This window comes from Enterococcus sp. LJL120 (genome assembly GCF_054871765.1).
The window spans coordinates 62,929-81,814 of sequence record NZ_JBTXLV010000011.1; the positions used below are offsets into that span (position 1 = coordinate 62,929).

General features: G+C 42.2%; 18 protein-coding genes. 2 read left to right on the forward strand and 16 right to left on the reverse strand.

What is annotated here, in order from left to right; translation table 11 throughout:
* Nucleotides 1-3: 3 nt before the first annotated feature.
* Nucleotides 4-930 carry a LysR family transcriptional regulator gene (locus ACYSNU_RS16375; RefSeq protein ID WP_461738239.1) on the reverse strand — a complete coding sequence of 309 codons (927 nt, stop codon included), beginning with the start codon at nt 928-930 and terminating at the stop codon, nt 4-6.
* A 163-nt stretch (nt 931-1,093) separates the two neighbouring features.
* Entirely contained in the window at nt 1,094-1,822 is a 729-nt protein-coding gene (locus tag ACYSNU_RS16380) for an AAA family ATPase (protein WP_461738240.1), read from the reverse strand.
* A 154-nt stretch (nt 1,823-1,976) separates the two neighbouring features.
* Between ACYSNU_RS16380 and ACYSNU_RS16385 the strand changes: the two genes are divergently transcribed.
* Entirely contained in the window at nt 1,977-3,536 is a 1,560-nt protein-coding gene (locus tag ACYSNU_RS16385; RefSeq protein WP_461738241.1) for a glycoside hydrolase family 31 protein, read from the forward strand.
* 113 nt (nt 3,537-3,649) lie between these two features.
* Here the strand turns inward: ACYSNU_RS16385 and ACYSNU_RS16390 are convergent, their stop codons facing one another.
* The 7 genes from ACYSNU_RS16390 to ACYSNU_RS16420 all read right to left on the reverse strand — a co-directional run bounded on the left by ACYSNU_RS16390 (nt 3,650) and on the right by ACYSNU_RS16420 (nt 11,186).
* Nucleotides 3,650-5,200, reverse strand: coding sequence for a bifunctional metallophosphatase/5'-nucleotidase (locus ACYSNU_RS16390; protein ID WP_461738242.1), 1,551 nt, complete (start codon nt 5,198-5,200; stop codon nt 3,650-3,652).
* Nucleotides 5,201-5,295: 95 nt separating this feature from the next.
* Complete coding sequence (locus ACYSNU_RS16395; protein ID WP_461738243.1) at nt 5,296-6,585, reverse strand: extracellular solute-binding protein; 1,290 nt, start codon at nt 6,583-6,585, stop codon at nt 5,296-5,298.
* A 16-nt stretch (nt 6,586-6,601) separates the two neighbouring features.
* Nucleotides 6,602-7,891, reverse strand: a complete 1,290-nt coding sequence (locus ACYSNU_RS16400; RefSeq protein ID WP_461738244.1) for an MBL fold metallo-hydrolase — start codon at nt 7,889-7,891, stop codon at nt 6,602-6,604.
* Nucleotides 7,875-8,693, reverse strand: a complete 819-nt coding sequence (locus ACYSNU_RS16405; protein ID WP_461738245.1) for a carbohydrate ABC transporter permease — start codon at nt 8,691-8,693, stop codon at nt 7,875-7,877. The genes ACYSNU_RS16400 and ACYSNU_RS16405 overlap by 17 nt, the downstream gene beginning before the upstream one ends.
* 1 nt (nt 8,694) lies before the next feature.
* On the reverse strand, nt 8,695-9,582 hold the full coding sequence (locus tag ACYSNU_RS16410; RefSeq protein ID WP_265457881.1) for a carbohydrate ABC transporter permease: 888 nt from the start codon (nt 9,580-9,582) through the stop codon (nt 8,695-8,697).
* Nucleotides 9,582-10,655, reverse strand: coding sequence for an ABC transporter ATP-binding protein (locus tag ACYSNU_RS16415; RefSeq protein ID WP_461738246.1), 1,074 nt, complete (start codon nt 10,653-10,655; stop codon nt 9,582-9,584). The genes ACYSNU_RS16410 and ACYSNU_RS16415 overlap by 1 nt, the downstream gene beginning before the upstream one ends.
* 231 nt (nt 10,656-10,886) lie before the next feature.
* Nucleotides 10,887-11,186, reverse strand: a complete 300-nt coding sequence (locus ACYSNU_RS16420; RefSeq protein WP_461738247.1) for a rhodanese-like domain-containing protein — start codon at nt 11,184-11,186, stop codon at nt 10,887-10,889.
* A 126-nt stretch (nt 11,187-11,312) separates the two neighbouring features.
* On the opposite strand from ACYSNU_RS16420, the gene ACYSNU_RS16425 reads away from it, so the two are divergent.
* Nucleotides 11,313-11,627 carry a DsrE family protein gene (locus ACYSNU_RS16425; RefSeq protein ID WP_461738248.1) on the forward strand — a complete coding sequence of 105 codons (315 nt, stop codon included), beginning with the start codon at nt 11,313-11,315 and terminating at the stop codon, nt 11,625-11,627.
* A gap of 166 nt (nt 11,628-11,793) precedes the next feature.
* Here the strand turns inward: ACYSNU_RS16425 and ACYSNU_RS16430 are convergent, their stop codons facing one another.
* The 7 genes from ACYSNU_RS16430 to ACYSNU_RS16460 form a co-directional block, all read right to left on the reverse strand.
* Nucleotides 11,794-12,429, reverse strand: a complete 636-nt coding sequence (locus ACYSNU_RS16430) for an NAD(P)H-binding protein (RefSeq protein ID WP_461738249.1) — start codon at nt 12,427-12,429, stop codon at nt 11,794-11,796.
* Between the two features lie 75 nt (nt 12,430-12,504).
* Nucleotides 12,505-13,674, reverse strand: a complete 1,170-nt coding sequence (locus ACYSNU_RS16435; protein WP_461738250.1) for a cation:proton antiporter — start codon at nt 13,672-13,674, stop codon at nt 12,505-12,507.
* 119 nt (nt 13,675-13,793) lie between these two features.
* The gene (locus ACYSNU_RS16440) at nt 13,794-14,540 is read right to left on the reverse strand and encodes an alpha/beta hydrolase (protein WP_461738251.1); all 747 of its coding nucleotides are present in this window, start codon (nt 14,538-14,540) and stop codon (nt 13,794-13,796) included.
* 562 nt (nt 14,541-15,102) lie between these two features.
* Nucleotides 15,103-15,897, reverse strand: a complete 795-nt coding sequence (locus tag ACYSNU_RS16445) for a MerR family transcriptional regulator (protein WP_461738252.1) — start codon at nt 15,895-15,897, stop codon at nt 15,103-15,105.
* Nucleotides 15,898-16,123: 226 nt separating this feature from the next.
* Complete coding sequence (locus ACYSNU_RS16450) at nt 16,124-17,014, reverse strand: SDR family oxidoreductase (protein WP_461738253.1); 891 nt, start codon at nt 17,012-17,014, stop codon at nt 16,124-16,126.
* 337 nt (nt 17,015-17,351) lie between these two features.
* A complete protein-coding gene (locus tag ACYSNU_RS16455; RefSeq protein WP_461738254.1) occupies nt 17,352-17,753 on the reverse strand; it encodes a DUF2871 domain-containing protein in 402 nt (133 codons plus the stop codon).
* A gap of 151 nt (nt 17,754-17,904) precedes the next feature.
* On the reverse strand, nt 17,905-18,882 hold the full coding sequence (locus ACYSNU_RS16460) for a LacI family DNA-binding transcriptional regulator (protein ID WP_461738255.1): 978 nt from the start codon (nt 18,880-18,882) through the stop codon (nt 17,905-17,907).
* Between the last annotated feature and the right edge of the window lie 4 nt (nt 18,883-18,886).

Genomic DNA, 18,886 nt, shown 5'->3' on the forward strand with positions numbered 1-18,886 from the left:
GGGTTACTCCCCAATAATCTCAAACCCATATTTTCTAATATGGGCCTGGAGAATCTGCAGATATTCTTGGGCAATCGGGGATAATTCCAACTGCTTTTGTTTAATCCAGCCCAAAGTCAGCGAATCTTCAACCGCCAGTGGAATGGCGACGATTTTATCGTCGTTCAATTCACTGGAGATAATGCCAGAGCTGATGGTGTAGCCATCCAACCCCACCATCAAATTAAAAATTGTGGCCCGATCACTGACCTTGATGCTTTTTTTATGCTCCAGAGTGCTGAGAATTTCTTCCGCAAAATAAAAAGAATTGCTGTCCCCTTGTTCATAAGAAAGATACGGGTATTCCTGTAAATCCTCTAACTGGACAATTTTTTTCTGGGTTAAAGGATTTTGGCGGCCGACAAAGACGTGGGGTTGAGCGACAAATAAAGGGGTAAAGACTAAATCTTTTTCTTTAAATAATTTGGTCATCACTTGGCGGTTAAAATCATTTACATAAAGCACGCCAATTTCACTTTTAAAACTAGTTAAATCATCTAAAATATTTTCCGTTTCGGTTTCCCGCAGTGTAAATTGATATTCGGCGGTTGTGACACCACGAATCAGCTCAACAAAGGCATGGACCACGAAGGCATAATGCTGCGCTGATACGGAAAAGGCCTGCTTGCGAACGCTTTGCTGTTGGTAACGTTCCTCCAGTAAATACACCTGATCCAAAATTTGACGGGCATAAATCAAAAACTCCCGGCCATCATTGGTCAAAGTTACCCCCATTTTGCTCCTCAACAACAACTGGACCCCCATTTCATTTTCCAATTCCTTGATGGCATTGGATAAACTGGGCTGGGTCAAGAATAATTTTTTGGCCGCTTCATTGATGGAGCCAGTTTTGGCAATCATTTCCAAATATTCCAACTGTTGAATTCGCATAAGGGCCTCCTTTGATTAAGCACACCTGCTCCATTTTCAAAAATTATACGCCAGCTGCGGGGGGAATGCTATGAGGAATTTATTTTAACTTTATGATACCACTTCTAAAACTCCCACAAAAACATTCTCCTCAATTACCTGCGACTTTGCCTCCAACACTCCCTCACTCCAACAAATAATGCAGCAGCCGCTGATGGTCATCATAAAAAATCTTACTCTCTTTGAAGGCTATCGTTTCCTCAAGGGTTAGTTCCTCCAGTCCCGCTTCAGAAAATTGATAGATTTGCGCATTGGGGTACGCCATAATGATTGGTGAATGGGTCGCAATGATTAATTGCGAGCCCGTCTTGACTAGCCGATGCATTTGCTCCAGTAAAGAAAATTGGCGGCTGGTCGATAAGCCCGCCTCTGGCTCGTCCAGTAGATAGAAACTATTACCGCCAAAACGATTTTCAATAATTGCCAACAGCCCTTCCCCGTGGGAACGTTCATGAAGTGATTGGCCGCCATAAGAACCAAAGGGCGTGGTTTCATATCCAGAAAGTTCTTCAATTTCTGATGCTACATTGTAATAGGTTTCTGAACGCAGAAAAAATTTTGTTCTGGGTAAAGTGCCTTTTCTAACCAGACGCACATTTTCATGGAGTGAGGAGTGGCTCGCAAAGGTTTCAAAGTTAAAATTTTGGCTGCCGCCTTCTGGATTGATACCATAAGCAACGGCAATTGCCTCTAAAATCGTTGACTTGCCAGTGCCGTTATCTCCTGATAAAAAAGTGATGGGAGCGGTAAAAGGCAGACTGCCGTGATGCTTTAAAATTTCCTGCACCGCAAAAACTTCAAAGGGATAACCCTTTTGCTGCGTATCATTGATTTTTAACTCGTGAAGAAACATGGTCCTCCTCCTTTTGCTAGTCTTAATTTTTCAAACCGGTCTTTCCTTCCAATATAACAAACCCCGCAAAAGTGTCAACTAGACAAAAGTAGCGCTTTCAAATCAGTCAACATATAATATAATAGAAGAAAAGCTCTTAAAGGAAGGTCCCAAGATGGAAAATATTCAAGTGTTGCAACCGGTATTAACGGAAAGAATAAAAATTTCAACGCTACCTGATGAGGTCTGGTATGGCGGTTGTGTGATGGATGGGCCCAAGTACCCCTTCTCTTTTGAGGAAAATTATGCTCTTAAATTGAAAAATCTTGATACGGTGAATCAATTCGCTCCAACTTTTATTTCTTCTAAAGGCCGCGCTCTGTGGAGTAGCCAAGCCTTCGATTTTTATACTGGTGAAACGCATTATGAAATTGCGCCGCAGACGGAGGTCTATTTTTATGAAGGGGGCAGCTGTTTAAAGGATGCTCAACAGCTAATTGCTCAGCAAGTCTATGCCCTGGGGACAATGCCGCCAAAGGATTTTTTTGCGATGCCCCAATGGAATTCCTGGATTGAATTGATTTATGACCAAAATCAAAAAGGAATTTTAGATTATGCCAAAGGAATCCTGGCACATGATTTGCCGGCCGGTCTGATAATGATTGATGATTTATGGGCGGATTATTATGGTAAGTGGCAATTTTCGTCAAAAAAATTTCCGAATCCAAAGGAGATGGTGACTGAGCTGCATCAGCTGGGCTTCAAGGTGATGCTGTGGGTCTGTCCTTTTATTTCGCCGGACACGGCAGAGTTTCGCTACTTGCGGGAGCAGGATTTTTTAATCAAGCAAAGGGATGATCAGCCGGCCATTCGTGAATGGTGGAATGGATACAGTGCTGTTTTAGATTTAAGTCATCCCGGAGCCTATGCTTGGTTGAAGGAGCAACTGCAAAACTTGCAAACCGAGATTGGCATCGATGGTTTTAAATTCGATGCCGGTGATCCTCGATTTTATCGCAATGATGATCTCTCTTATCAAGGTGCTACTGCGTTAGAGCAGGTGGAATTGTGGGGCCGCTTTGGCTTAGAATTTCCCTTTAATGAATTTCGTATGACCTATAAAAATCAAGGGGCGCCTTTAGTCAATCGGCTGCAGGATAAAGAATTCGAATGGGGTGAAAATGGTTTAGCTGAATTAATTCCCGATTCTTTAGCTCAAGCAATGCTCGGCTATCACTTTAGCTGTCCTGATATGATTGGCGGCGGCGAATTTCAAAGTTTCTTAGGGAAAACCCAATTGGATCAAGAATTAATCGTTCGCTCGGCTCAATGCTCCGCTTTGATGCCGATGATGCAATTTTCTGTGGCGCCGTGGCGAGTCTTAGATGCTGAACACTTGGCAATCTGTCAGGCGGCCGCTAAGCTGCATGTCGAATTTGCAGACTATATTATTCAATTGGCACAGGCTGCCGCCAAAACCGGCACGCCTATCATTCGGCCAATGATTTATGAATTTCCTGAGGCGGATCTTCGGTTCAGCCATACACAATTTATGTTGGGGACTGAAATTCTGGTGGCGCCTGTTTTAGAAAAAGGCGCTGTCACAAAAGAAATTTATCTGCCAAAAGGCCAATGGCAAGCAGGGTTCAATCAGCAGGTCTTCATGGGGCCGGCAATTGAAACAATCCCTATTCAGTTAAGCACCCTACCTTATTTTAAAAAAATAGAGAATTAAAATAAGCCTGAAGATATTGTTTTTACTACTGATGTCAGTTTTCAAAAGTGAGTTATTCAATCAACTTTTAAAAATTGGCTGCATCCGTTTAAAAACTTTTCTTCAGGCTTTTTTTATTTTACAACTCTAAAATTATGATTCACACTGGCATTGATTACCGGATGTTTCTCCAGATAATTGGCAATCAATTCGGTCATATCAATCTGAACTTCCCGAACAATTTTTTCTGGGGTAAACATCTGGAAATTGCCGCCCCCCACTGCTCGGTATTGGTTGGTGACAATTTCTAGTTCATCCGTTGGTTTCACCGGCTGTCCTTTAAACGTCATCTCGGTAATCCGCTGGCCAACAGGCTGCCTCATATCGATAATATACTCAATACCTTCATACATATCGTAATTATAATACTGTGGCTTTGGATCAATGAAGGCGGGATTAAACTGAATTTCGCCAGCTTCCAAAATTAAGTAATTGGCCGTTTGCTCAAGGGCCGCTTTCAAATCGGCTCCGGAAACTTTTAAAACGGCTAATGTGTTCGGGTAAATATAATTGGTGATAATGTCCCGCATGGTAATCGTCTCTTGAAATCCTTTGCCTTCATTGTTAAACAACGCCGTCCCGGAAATCTCCGCACCGCTGGCAGCCATTTGCACTTGATTAATAAATTCTACATAGGGATGTTCAACTAAGCGAGCCTGCATCGCATCGACAATCGTCATGTCACCGACAACTTTTCCCACCGGCTGGTCGAGCCAAGCCTCCAATTCTTTTTCAATAGGAGCAACAGCAGCTAAAATTTCTTGGTCGGCTTTAACGTTTACCACCGGATGAATTTCAGCTTTGCTAGCGATTACTTGATAGCCGGTTGCCGTTTTTTCCAGCTCCAATTGAATTTCACCTACATGATTGCCGCGATACCCTGGCTGAACCACTGGCACGCCATTGACAATGGCGGCGATTTCCCGATGCTGATGTCCGGTCACTAAGGCGTCGATGCCGGCAACTTCTGTCAGTAATTGATAGCCTTCATTTTCGCCGGTCAATAATTCGGTGTGCTCTCCTGTGACTAAATCTCGTTCAAATCCACCGTGATAGCTGACGATTACCACGTCAGCTAATTCCCGTAATTGAGGCAGATATTTTTTTGCGGTTGCCACAGCGCTGACAAACGTTAAACCCGCAATCGTTGCCGGCTGCTCCCAATGGGGGATGTATTGCGTATCTAAGCCTAGAATGGCAATTTTAACGCCCGCTTTTTCGATAATTTCATAGGCTTTGCCAAATGCTGGCTCACCGGCTTCATTTAAAATATTCGCTGCTAAAACCGGTGTTTGATAACTGGCAACCGCTTCTTCTAAGTAAGCCCGACCGTAATTAAATTCGTGATTGCCTAAAACATGAACGTCATAGCCGATTAAATCGGTGACTTGCGTCAAGTCAGCAGCCGTCAACTTATTTTCTTTGGCAACGAAATAGCTGAAGGGCGAGCCTTGAATAAAATCGCCATTTTCAATTTTTATCACTGGACCTTCTGCCGCTGCAGTCAGTTCTTTGATTTTACTGGCAACTTTGGCTGCACCGATTGGCAGCTCTTGCTTGTCAGCGTAATTGGTCGGATAAATATAGCCGTGAATATCGCTGGTTTCTAAAATAGTTAAACGCATAGTTCCTCCAATGAACGAAAGAACCTGCGACAAAATTGTCACAGGCCTCCCTCGTGTTTATCATCAGCAGATTCAACCTGCTGGATTTTTAACGCTTATTGGTTCCAAGCATCTTGGAATTGTGAAACAGAGTCTTCAATTAATTGGTCGGTATCTTGGTCGGTATTTGACAAGATATTTTCCATAATTGCCCGAGTTTCATTGTAAGCCGCATCAGAACTTTGTGCTACTGGAATTGAGAATAAGTGTGCTGTTGCTTGGCCTAATTCTGCCGGCACTTTGGTTTCTGGATTGTCTAAGTATTCTGTTGAAGTTAAAACAGATTCGACAACGGGCATGTAGCCTGTGTTGACAGCCCAATCCAATTGCGATTCAGGAGAAGTCAAGAATTTCATGTATTCAAAGGCAGCTGTTCTTTCTTCTGAAGAAGCGCTGTCGAACATGTAAATGTCCGTTCCTTGTTGCAGGTTCATTTCAGCAGGGCGAGTTGCTACGCCGTATTCAAAGACACCTTCAGTATCTTTTTTCACGTAGCCTTCACCAGCGATAGAGCCGATAAACATTGCGACTTGTTCATTAGCGAACGGTCCAGATAAGTAGCTGTCAGAACCAGCAATTCTAAAGTAGCCTTCTTTGACACCATCTGCATAGTAGTTGATAACTTCTTTAGATTCGTCACCGGCAAAGTCTAAGTCAGCATTGAAATCAACGCCGGCATTTTCCATACCGATAGCATAATAATTGTTTAATGAATCAAAACCAGCTCCGACAACTTCACCGTTTGATTGTTCGTAAATTGTCTTAGAAGCTTCTGCCAATTCTTCAAAAGTTGTTGGCACTTCGACGCCGTATTCAGCTAGCATATCCGCATTGTAGAATAACATTTCCGTCGATTTGTTAAAAGGAATTCCATATTGCGTGCCATCGATTTGCGCACCCTCCATCAAAGGTTCCCGAATTGCTTCTTGGTCGCCCCAACCGATATCGGCGTTATCGATGTAATCTTGTAAATCGACTAGCATGCCATCAGTCGCTGCGCTATACAACCAGCCTGGGTATGCTTGAGTAATCGTTGGTAAATCTTTTGGTGAAGGCAAAGTAGAATTGATTTTTGCTTGCAAGTCAGAATATTGCGATTGGTTTTGCAACTCAATGGTGACATTCGGATTTTCATCCATAAATTGTTGCGTTAAAGAAACCAATTCTTCTTCCTGAGCACCATTCATGGCATGCCAAAATGTAACGGTGGTGCCTGCTGATACTTCTGTGGCAATTTCACTGCTGGCAGTTGAGTCCGCCGTTGAATCGTTGCCGCCGCCGCAAGCCCCTAATAAAAGTGCTGCACTTGCTGCAAATACTCCAAATGTTACTTTGTTTGCTTTCATCTTTTACGCTCCCTCTTTATAAAACAATTTTTTGCCCACGAGTGGGTAGTATTCTTTCACCATACGGATTTTCCAGTTTTTCTGGCTTCAAGGTATGGATTGGAACCAATAGTTTAGGCTGAATCCAAGCAATAATTTGCTCCAAATCAGCAGGAAAAGCATGCCCCGACACTGCTAGACGCAGAAATTCGATTTTATGATCCGCTAATAGCGCTAAAAAGACTGCATAAGCCGGATCAAAGTCCCCCAAAGGCTGAGCATCCAAGTGTAAATAAAGTCCCCCGGCCTGCAGCTGTTCAAAATCAGCAACTGCCTGCCACAAATATTTTTCATCATCAGCTAATAAAGTTTGATAGCTGACTTCTAACTCTGGATTTAAATCAGGATTTATTTTGTCTTTGGCATAATAATAAGGCACTTGTTTACCAAAAATCTCCTGTAATAAACTGGCTTGATTGGCTTCCAATACCACTGTCCGTGGCGAATGCTCAACGAGTTGTAAAAAGCGTTCGACATTGGCTGGATAGCCGTTAAAGGTAATTTGCCGTTTCGGGTTTTCCAACTCGACATCAACAACTCTTTGAATCAAGTCTGTTTCACTTAAAACTTTGATTTCTTCGGGATTTTCTTCCCGTTCTGGAAAACTAATGCTGACCCCTTCCATCATCAATAAATCCGTTTGGAAGGCGGCTTTGGCAAAGGCCTCCGTAATTTCTGGATGATACCCATGCAGGCGTAAATCTCCTGTGTAAGTGATCAATTGTTCCGGCGTACGAATCAATAGCGCTGAAGCGCCGAAAGCATCGTGATCCACCGGCCAAATTTCCACCGAGATTTCCCCAACTTGAATGACATCCCGCGGTTTTAAGCCAATCATTTCCCTGACAAAGTTTTTTTCAGCAAAGGGCGACGGGGTTAAAAAGTCGCCGTCCCGATTTAATTCTTCTAAAATAGCTTTCGTTTCTGCCAAAGTATATAAGGGGATCGATGGGTCTAAATAATTGATAATTTTTGAATGGTCTAAATGAGCATGGGATAAAAAGACCGCTGTCTCTTTAAACTCCTGAGGCGTCTCCCCTTGATAGGAATAATTCAAGCGAGCGTCGTAAATTCCCGACAGCTCCGGCACCCAGCGATGATCGACAAGTGTTTGTAAATTCTCGTCCGGCAACGGCGTTTCTGGATGATATTCCGAACCAAAATCAAAGAAGATATGGGCGTCTTGATAGGCGACTTCAATAATCGTGCCGCCAATTGTTAAAATCCCGCTGTGAAAGGTCACAGTCGTCTTAGCCTTTGATGCCATCTTTTGCCACTCCTTTGATAATTTCTTTTCTGAAAATAAGATAAATAATTAAGATGGGAATGACCGTCAAGGTGGCAGCCGCCATTTGCAATTGGACATCACTGCCGCTTTCTGTAGTGAAGGCTGACAGCCCATTATTCAACAGTCGCAAATCTTTGGTATTGGTAACTAAAAGCGGCCACAGGAATGAATTCCAACTGGAAATAAAAGTTAAAATCCCCACGGTAACCAGAGCCGGTTTTGACATAGGAATTAAAATCCGGCGAATATATTGCAAATCCGTCGCCCCGTCAATTTTAGCAGCTTTATAAAAAGTGCTGAAAATTCCTTTAAGATAGCCGTTCAAATAATAAATATAGAAAATACTCGTCAGAAAGGGAATAATCAAAGCTGTGTAAGTATTCAGCAAGCCCAGTCTGGCAATTGTGTTGTAGTTGGTAAAAATAATCGACTCATAAGGCACCATCAACAGGGAAACCATAATCGCCATCACAACTTTTTTAAAACGAAACTCTAAGCTAGTTAACGCAAAGGAAGCTAATACGGCGGTAATCAAGGTAAAAATAGTCGTCACCGTTGACACAAAGACGGTATTGATAAAATATTGCAGAAATGGTGCCCGTTCAAAGACCGTCGTGAAATTGCTCCATTGCAGAGCTTCCGGGATAAAGGTCGGTGGAATACTCGTCGCTTCCCGATAAGTCATCAAGCCCGCTAAAATCATATAGACAAAGGGGAAGACGGTGATAATCGCTAATAAAACAATAAAGATATAACTGATAGTTGTCAGCACTTTACTCATCTTAATTGCCCACCTTTCGCAACAATTTATTTTGGATAAAGGTGACCGCCAGAATAATTAAGAACAACACGACCGTCGCTGCCATCGCCACACCCGGTCGACCGGCAATATGAAATTTATCATAGATATAATAAACCGCTGTGGTCGCACTGTTGGCAATCCCAGCTTTTCCGCCAAATAAAGCATAGACCTGCGTATAAACTTTAAAGGCGCCAATCACATTGACTGTCAGTAAAAAGGCAATCGTTGGAATCAATTGCGGGAAGGTAATCCGACTGAAAATTTCCCAGCTATTTGCGCCAAACATCTTGGCAATTTTATAATGTTCCTTATCGATATTTCTGAGGCCCGCCAATAAAATAATAATATTGAAGGCTAGACTGCTCCAAATCCCAAAAATAATCAAGGTTGGCATGCTCATCTTGACATCGTCCAGCCAATTGACTCCGGGAATTCCGAAAAAACCCAGAATGTAATTGACAATCCCATAAGAACCGTTAAAGAAATAACGGAAGACAATCCCGATGGCAATTGTTGAGGTCACATAAGGCATAAAGAAAATTGTTTCAAAAAAACTTTTGAATTTCACTTTTTCAAAGATGACCCAGGCAATCGCCAAAGAAATAATCAAGGCAATCGGCACCACAGTAAAGGTGTAGAGGGCCGTATTTTTTAGCGCCCGAAAAAAGACCGGGTCGCTGAGAATTCTTTGATAATTTTCGATGCCGGCCCACTGCTGATTGATTAAGCTGCCGCTTTGAAAACTCATCCAAAATGAACGAATCAACGGATAAATGCTAAAGAATACAATGACAATCAACGAGGGCAACAGGAAAAGCCAAGCTTTTGGCTGGTTCTCTGGATTGTAATTCTTCTTAAATTTAAACATTAGTAGATGCGCGCCCCTTCTTTTTCAAAGATAAAGGCCTTGTTCAAATTAAAACGGAAGCCTTGGGTATTGCCTTCTTCAATGGCGACTTCAATTGGCACTAAAGACTTGGAGTGAATCTCATTAACGTCAAAATTCAAAATCCGTTCCCGGCCAATCAACTCTACGCTTTTAATATTAGCCGTGAAATCCGGCTCAACATCGGCTGGAATCACATCCTCAGGTCGAATCCCAATATAGTATTGGCCATCCTGATAGCCTTTTTTAAAGCGCTCATCACTGAAGCGCTCCAGCGGAATGCTAAATTCCGGATGCAACATCTGCCCGTCTTTGATTTCCACTGGTAAAATATTGATAATTGGATTTCCGATAAATTTAGCCACGAATAAATTGCTAGGCTCCAAATAAAGATTTTGCGGATCATCGTCTTGTTGAACGACACCTTCATTTAGCAAAATAATTTTATCGCTGATGGAAAGAGCTTCTTCTTGGTCGTGGGTCACGAAAATTGTGGTGATGCCGACTTCTTTGACGAGACGGCGAATTTCTTCTCGAATCTTCAAACGCAGGCGGGCATCTAAATTACTTAACGGTTCATCTAATAATAAAACTTCAGGATTTTGGACCAAAGCCCGGGTAATCGCTACCCGCTGTTGTTGCCCACCAGATAGAGTCCCTGGTTTTTTATCCTTTAATTCTTCGATATTGGTCAGCTTCATATACTTTTCAGCAATCGGCTTGGCCTCTGCTTTTTTCATTTTTTTGTCGCCGACAGTCAGTGGAAACATGACATTTTCCTCAACCGTCATATGTGGATATAAGGCATAATTCTGGAATACAAAGCCAATATTGCGGTCCTTCGGTTCAGTTTTCACAACCGATTTCCCGTCAAAGCGAATGTCGCCTTCTGTTGGTGTCAACAAGCCGGCAATCATATTTAAAATCGTCGACTTGCCGCAGCCGCTTGGCCCCAGCAGACAAACCAAATCCCCTTTTTCAATCGTAAAGTCCACCGACTTCAAGGCTTCAAACCCATTTTCAAAGACTTTTTTTAAACCGACAATTTCAATCAATGTCGAATCCCCCATCTATTTATCAAAATCTAATTTATGTAAAACAAAAAATTACAGCAGCTATTTTTATTTTAAAACTTTACTTATTTCAAATGGTCTTTATGAGATATTTTTTAAAAACTTATCCTTAAAAATTTATAGAATTACCAGCTCCCCTTCGGCAATATTTCTAAAAAATGATTCAGCTTATTATCAGCTTTTTTTAGCAAAAAGAAAATACTTTATTTAAAATTATTTTTCTAAGGTGCCCGGCCAAGCCAATGTACCACCGGCAACATTAGTAACATCATAGCCCGCTTCTGCTAAAAACTCGCTGGCTCTTTGTGAGCGCTGACCGCTGCGGCAAATAATGTAATATTTTTGGTCCTTTGACAACTGAGCTAAATTTTCCGGCAGCTCCTCCAGCGGTAAACTCACTGCGTCGGGCACATGCCCAGCAAAAAAGCCCTCCACCGGGCGAACATCCAGAATATGTAATTTTTTCTGTGTTGCCTGTTGATAAAAATCCTTCATCGAAATCGTTTGATACATGTTGAGCCTCCCATTTTTCTTTCTTATGTTGATAATATACAATAAGCCTAGTTATTACCACTAATTGTTCTTTGGAATGACTGAGTGCTTCCATGGAAAATGCAAACAAATTTAGGAGGAATCCCTATGAAAGTTGTCTTTCACATTGATGAAAAAGAAAAATGGCCCGAAGCCCGCAGCAATGTTAACAATCTGTTACAGGCTACAGCCACAATTGAAGTTATTGTTTTAGTAAATGGCGGAGCTGTCACCGGTTATCTTGAACCGGCTTACCAACACTTTATCAGCAATCCCAAAATTAATTTCCACGCTTGCCACAATGCGCTAAAAGCGAATGATATCGCTGAGGAACAACTGCCGAAAAATGTCGAGGTGGTTCCCGCTGGCGTTTTAGATTTAGTTAAGCTGCAGTCGAATGGCTATGCTTATATTAAGCCTTGAGGGAGTAATCTAGATAAACCTTTAGCAAGGAGTTATTTGTTAGAAGAAAAGACCAGCAACAGCGAACGTTTTAAGTTCAAGCTGTTGCTGGCCTTTGTTTAATATCAGAAATTTTTATACGGTCCATTGACTTGTTAAATTGAACCAGGTTTTGCCAGTCCAAAAGCTACAAAGTTTTCAAAGCCTCATCAATCTCATCTGATCCGCCCATCATGGAAATAACCTTCTTAATCGTATTAGGATATTTCAATAATTCTGCTAAAGTTTTAGCGACATCGGGGATTGGATTGGGTCCCATCGCTCCGCTGTTCACGGAAATTTTGCCTGTTGCGGCAGTTTCTTCTAGACTGCCCGGCTGTAAAATCGTATAGTCCAGCTGGGTGTTATCGACGAGCCAATGGTCAGCGAACATTTTGGCGATATTATAGTTCATGATTTTTTCTAAACCAGTGCCCCGCCATTTTTCCGGTTCCATGGAATACGTCGAGCTCAATTGAATATAGCGTTTGATGCCTTGGGTTTCGGCTGCCTGCATTAATTTGACTGCGCCGAACAAATCCGTTTGTAGTAAATCTTGACCCCGAGAGCCGGCGACAAAATAAACGACTTCGGCACCCGCTAAAGCTATGGCCATTTCGGCGACTTCCCAGTGTAAATCAAAATGGACGGGGGTGATTTTAGCGCCCGTTTTAATTTTTTCAGGGCTTCTAGCTCCGGCTAATACTTCATGGCCGTCTGCAATCAAATCGGCAATCAATTCTTCGGCTACCCGACCGGCTGCTCCTACGATAAATATTTTCATTTTCTGTCCCTCCTGTTTGACTATTTGACCTAAATTAAGCATACCCTAAAGACTTTTTTTCTTCAAAAGTGCTGTTTATTGATTAGATGCGGACTTGGCATATGTGCGATTGGTGAAATATTTCAAAATCAACGGTGAAACGAGGGTTGTCACTAGAATAATTAAGACCAGTGAGGAATAGTAATCACTGGCAACTACGCCGGCGTCTGTCCCTAATTGTAAAATGATTAAGGCCATTTCCCCTCGTGAAACCATTCCTGCGCCAATCATCCAACTGCTGTTGTTAGAAAAACCCGAAAGCTTCGAGCCGATAAAGCCGCCAATCATTTTAGCGGCAATTGCCACCAAAACAAAGGCTACGACTAGCACAATTTGGCTTTTTAATTGTCCGAAGGAAACGCTCAAGCCGATGCTGACAAAAAAGACGGGAATAAAAACAGCATAACCAAGGGCCTCTACATTGCGGTGGACCTCTGTTTTATCTTTGGTTTGACTGATGGCAACGCCGGCAAAAAAAGCGCCAATCACTGAGCTAAGTCCGACTAAATCCGCCAAGTAGGCCATCGAAAGACAAATGACCAACGACACGATAATGACGGCCGCCGGTGCATACACATTGCGGCTGAGGTTCATTAGATAAGGTGCCAACCATTTGACTAAACAGTAAATCAATAGAAAATACAGTAAATCTTCTAACACAATCAAGAGAATTGATGGAGTATTGCGGCTGTTGTCAGGTGCTAAAAAAGTAAAGCTGAAGCTGACCAACAGCACCGTCAAAATATCATCAATTACCGCTGCGCCTAAAATTGTCGAACCTTCTTTAGTATCTAAGGCCTTCAATTCCTTTAATACCTCCACCGAAATACTGACGGAGGTAGCGGTCAAAATAATTCCAAAAAAGATTGCTTCGGTAGTGGAAATCGCCAGCGCTTGTCCTGTGCCAAAGCCTAAGAAAAGCGGCAACAGGATGCCAAAAGAAGCAACGAGCAAAGCTGGTCTCAAATATTTTTTTAGCTGGCTCAGATTACTTTCCATGCCAGCAATAAACATCAGCAAAATGACGCCGATTTCTGAAAATTCATGAATCAAGGTATCCGGATGCAACCAATTGAGAACCCCTTCCCCTAAGATTACGCCAATCAGCAGCTGCCCGACGACTGCCGGGATACCAATTTTTTGTGAAAAATGAGAAGCGATGGTAGTTGCTAATAAAATAAGACATAAGACTCCGATAAATTCCATTATCATAACTTCCTTTTTCTATATAATTCATCACCAAAAGCATAGCACTTCTTGATTAAAAAGACGAAAAAAATCCCCCAAACTTGAAAATGTTTGCGGGATTTTTCTATTCACATTTTTCAGCGATTATTTTGCGGAAAGTTTTCCTGCAGCCATTGAATCAGCATCGTCGCCACTTCAATTTGTTGCTCGCCATTGGACATTTCCGCTGGATTGTCCCCTTTTTGTTCACCGTAGCTACCAAAGCCGGCATGATTGCCGCCAACAATTGATTGGTAATTGGTATCACTTGGCAGATATTCCTTTGCCGCTTCATAATTATCCCAGTCTAAGACACCATCATCACTCGCGGTCAAAGAAAGGACCGGCAAATCACTCGTAGCTAAGCTCCCCTTTTCATCAGGGTAGCTGGCCAAATAAATCATACCCGCTACTTGATCCAAGTGGTTGGCAGTAAAACGGCTGGCCATCACGCCACCTAAGGAATGTCCCGCTAAAATATATGTGTCGGCGGGGTTTTCTTCGATAATTTTTTCAGCTGCGTTTTCTCCCAGAACAGCGAGATTCAAAGGGAGTTTCAAAAGGTACACATTGTAGCCGGCTTGGGCCACCTGCTCAGCCCAGATACTGTAGCTATCCGCCTCCACCAACGCTCCTTGATAGAAAATTAAGTTGATGCTACTTTTCTCCGGTGCGGCAAAATAGTAATAATCCTTTGATTCTTGGCTCACTTGCTCCGCATTCACGGCTGCCGTTGAGGCACTGTAGGTACTTTTTTCGAGGTAGAAAAAGCCCCCGGCAAAGACTAAGACAATCGCCAATAAAGCACCAAGCAGAACTTTTTGCCATCTGGCTAGTTTTTTCATTTTATTTCCTGACTTTCTTTAGATATTTTCCAACTGCCAGATGATCGTAGCACAAAAAACAATTTCTGACAGCAATTGTGACTGCTAATCCGTTTGTCTCAGACCATAATTTTCTGATTGTCTTAGCAAGTAAAACCAGCTCACTCAACTTCAGTAAATATCAAATAAAATAAAAAAATGAAGAAAATTTCCACTTGGCTCACCTGTCAACAGTTAAAAAACGGCTACACAACTAGTTTAGGCCGCGCCGAACCTTGCGATTTAACGAAAAATATCCAGTAGGAACAGTTAATCATTTTCAATTTGCGATGAGAACCTCCTAGATTGCAGGAGCGTAGGTATTTTCTGTCTTACGCAACCACTGAACCACAAAAACAAAGACAATGTAATTCAGAATTTCAGCTGCAAAAAAGGCTAATCTCACAGCGCAGCAAAAAAAGCTGCAGTTTTATCACAATAACAGCAGCTTTGTAGGGACAAAGTTTGGTACAAGAATTTGCTGTCAGTTAAATCTGCTTCAGTTTCTCTAAAACCTGACCATCACAAACTAGCTTGCTCACTTTTAATCATCCAATAATCCAATCGGGAAATAGACATCCACTTGATTTTCATCAGCTGAGACTTGACTTGGGTCAGTTTGATAAAACTCAAAAGGAGCTTCAATTAGTTGAAAATTATGTTCTTCAAGCCATTGCGACAAGGCTCCATAGACTGACGGCATCTCTTGGTAATTGCCTTTAAAGATTAACCGGGCAGCTTGATAAGCTGGTAAAGTGCGAGTGGCTTTCGTTGCTTCCGCAATCGGTACCGCCCATTCCACATCGTAATTTTCTGGCGTGTATTCATCGCTATGATAAAAAGCCATTGGGGCACCAATTGGCGTGACTCCAGCGGCACCAATTTGTTCAAATAATTCCTGCAGCAAATTCCCGAAATCTTTGACATCCATCTTTTTCCGTAGACTGAATAAATTCATGGCGGGGCTATTTACAAGTTCAATTTCATTTTGGTAAGACATAAAGTCTCCTCCTTCAGCTAAGGTTTGCAAATCTTTGGCCAGTTGTAGTTGGAGGGTCTGATAATTTGCCATTTTTTCCTGCAATTGTTTTTCCTTCTCTGCCAACAGTACAGGCAGCTGTGTTGCATCCTGGAGTACTCCTCGAATCTCCGCCAGACTGCAGTCATAAATTTTCAACCGCTGGATTATGGCAACGTCGGCTAATTGGGTGACCGCATAATAACGATAGCCATTGTCCGGATTAACTTTCTGCGGCGACAATAACCCAATCTCATCGTAATACCTTAACGTTTTGGCGGTAATCCGCCCGGCTTTTGAAAATTGACTGATGGTTAACATCTTGCTCCTCCTCTTTAACTGGCACATTCCTAGCTTAAGCCTTCCTGTTACTGGAAGGTCAAGGGGTAAATAATCTTTTTTTCAGTATAGCAAAATTTAACTAACTACCTGAAAGAAATCGTAACAGCCTTACATAAAATATTTTTTTTCAGAACTATTATTCGACAAAAAAACTGCGCCGTTTAGAAACTAGCCAACGGACGCAGGATAAATTTTATTTTTAAATTTAATTAATTAGAGTACCGCCAGTCACGCCATAAATTTGGGCGGTAACATAGCTGGCATCATTGGAGGCTAAAAAGACATAGACTGGGGCCAATTCAGCGGGTTGGCCAGCCCGTTCCAACAGGGCTTCTTGCCCAAATTCTGGCAATGCATCCGGCAGCTGGCCGCCATCTAATTGCAATGGTGTCCAAATTGGACCTGGAGCAACTCCATTGACGCGAATGCCTTTTGGCGCCAAAGACTGCGCCAAGTTCATGGTGTAGTTGGCGATGGCAGCTTTGGTTGCTGCATAATCCAACAATTGTGGGCTAGGTTGATAGGCTTGGACCGAGGTCGTCGTAACAATCGCACTGCCGGCTGGTAGATGAGGCAGCGCCGCTTTGACTGTCGCAAACATCGAAATAATATTGACCATAAAACTATCTTTAACTTGTTCCAACGGTAAATCTGCAACATTCGGCTGGGCAATTTGCTGAGCCGCATTTAAAACTAATGTATCAAGACCATCAAAAGCGGCCACCGTTTTTTCAACCATGACTGCCGGAGCGGCCTCATCCCGTAAATCATAAGGGAGCAGCAAGCTTTTTTGACCAGCCGCTTCAATTAGCGCTGCAACTTCCTTGGCATCTTTATCTTCTCCGGGCAGATATTGAATGGCAACATCAGCACCTTCTCTAGCATAGGCGATTGCCGCCGCCCGACCAATCCCCGAGTCACCGCCGGTAATTAAGACTCGGCGACCAAATAATTTTTGGCTGCCGACATAGCTGTCCTCGCCACAATCTGGTTTGACCTTCATTTCATCTTGAAGGGCCGGTGTCTCTTGCTCTTGTTTAGGAAATTGCCAATCGTGAAATAACTTTCTCGGGTCCTTTAAATCTGGTTTTGCCATAAAAAATCTCCTCCCATTCTGCTATCAGCCTAATTTAAAAAAACATTTTCTCCTAGTTAGCAAATTATAAGAAGTTAATTTATTGACAGCAATTACCTCATAACAGTGGTATAAATTTTAAACATGTCCTCAATAACAAAGAATTAAAGATAACAAAACTACCTTATCAGTCAGCTTCAACATTTCTTTTCAACTGTTAAAAAAAGAGTGTCTGTTTTTTTAGCGACTTTTACTGAAAATTTTTTTTTGCAAATAAAAAAGCATTTGAGACTGTCCCCCAACTGCTAAGACGAAGGTTGAGCAGGGTACAGGTCAAATGCAATTAATTTGTTACAAATTATTCTTTAATCGAGCCGAATAAAACATTGAAGAAAAAGCCTAGCCCGATGGTGATAATAATGTGACCCAAGCCGGCAATACCAGAAATTGCCGCTGAATCAGCGTAGCCTAGAACAGTCATCGTGCCATGAACTAACAGCATCAACAAGGTGACACCCAAGCCGATATTATAGATGATAAAAAACTTTTTGAAATTTTTGTGTTGGCTGAGTTGGAAATTTTTCTCCAAGAGCAACACGATCAAAAAGAAAAACATCCCTAAAATCAACGTATGCGTGTGGAGCACACTCAATTGCGTCGTCTCTGTAAAATCATTGAACTTGGTAAATTCCCGATAATAAACACCAAATACCAACCCTAAAATCATGTAGGACATGCTAACCCGTGTTAATTTTTTCATTGTACTCTCCTTTAGATAATAATTTTTCTAATCTAAGAAAAGCCTAGCATATTCAATTTTGACTGTCATTTTTTTTAAACACATTTGCAAAAAGTGTTTATTTCCACTAAAAAAACTTGAAGCCTCCCATTGCTAAGACTTCAAGTTGCATTCATTCTTTGCTTTGCGTTGTGCCGCCTTCAACAAAAGCCACCGGCAAGACAGTCCGTTGTTGCACATCTTGTCCGTTGATGACCTGCAAAATTAAGTCCACGGCGGTTTTGCCCATTAACTCCACCGGCTGGGCAATTGAAGAGACCAAATATTTTTCACCTTCACGATTCCGCTGACCATCAAAACCGATAATCTGCACATCTTCTGGCACTCGTCTACCTAATTTTGTTAAAACCCGTTGGACATCTAACGCCATCGAATCATTGATGGTGAAGATACCGTCTATGTCGGGACGCGCCGTTAAAAATTCGCTTAAACGGTCTGCTAAATCCGTCAAAGGCTCTAGCATATCTAAAATTTCATAGCTTTGTTTCAACCGCTGGCATTCAATCTCAAAATACTTGCGGCGGTTCTTGGTTTCATTCGGGGTTTCTTGATAGCCTCCGATATAGGCCAGCTTTTGACAACCACGAGCTCGCAATTCATCAACAGCTAAGCGCCCACCCGCTGAATTATCGGCGGTCACATAGATGACATCTTCGGTAAAATAACGGTCAATGCTGACAAAGGGCAAATTGCTGGAAATATATTGGTCAATATCCGAATAGGTGATGCCAATGATGCCGTCGACTTTATTTTGGACGACCATCTGAATATATTCTTGTTCCTTGTCTGCATTGCCGCTTGAATTACAGAGATACACTTTGTAATTATTTTTTTCTAACTGATGCTCCACATGCCAAGCAAATTCTGAAAAGAAGGGGTGCCAGACAGTCGGAATAATTAGCGCAATCGTGTTGGTGCGGTTGGTTTTAAAGCTGCGGGCATATAAATCCGGCTGGTAGTTTAATTCCTTCATCGCGGCTTCAACTTTTAGGCGGGTGCTCTCCTTGACTGAGCCGTTATTTAAAACCCGTGAGACTGTGCCGACACCAACGCCGGCTAGTTTTGCGACTTCCTTCATCGTAATCTTCATTATT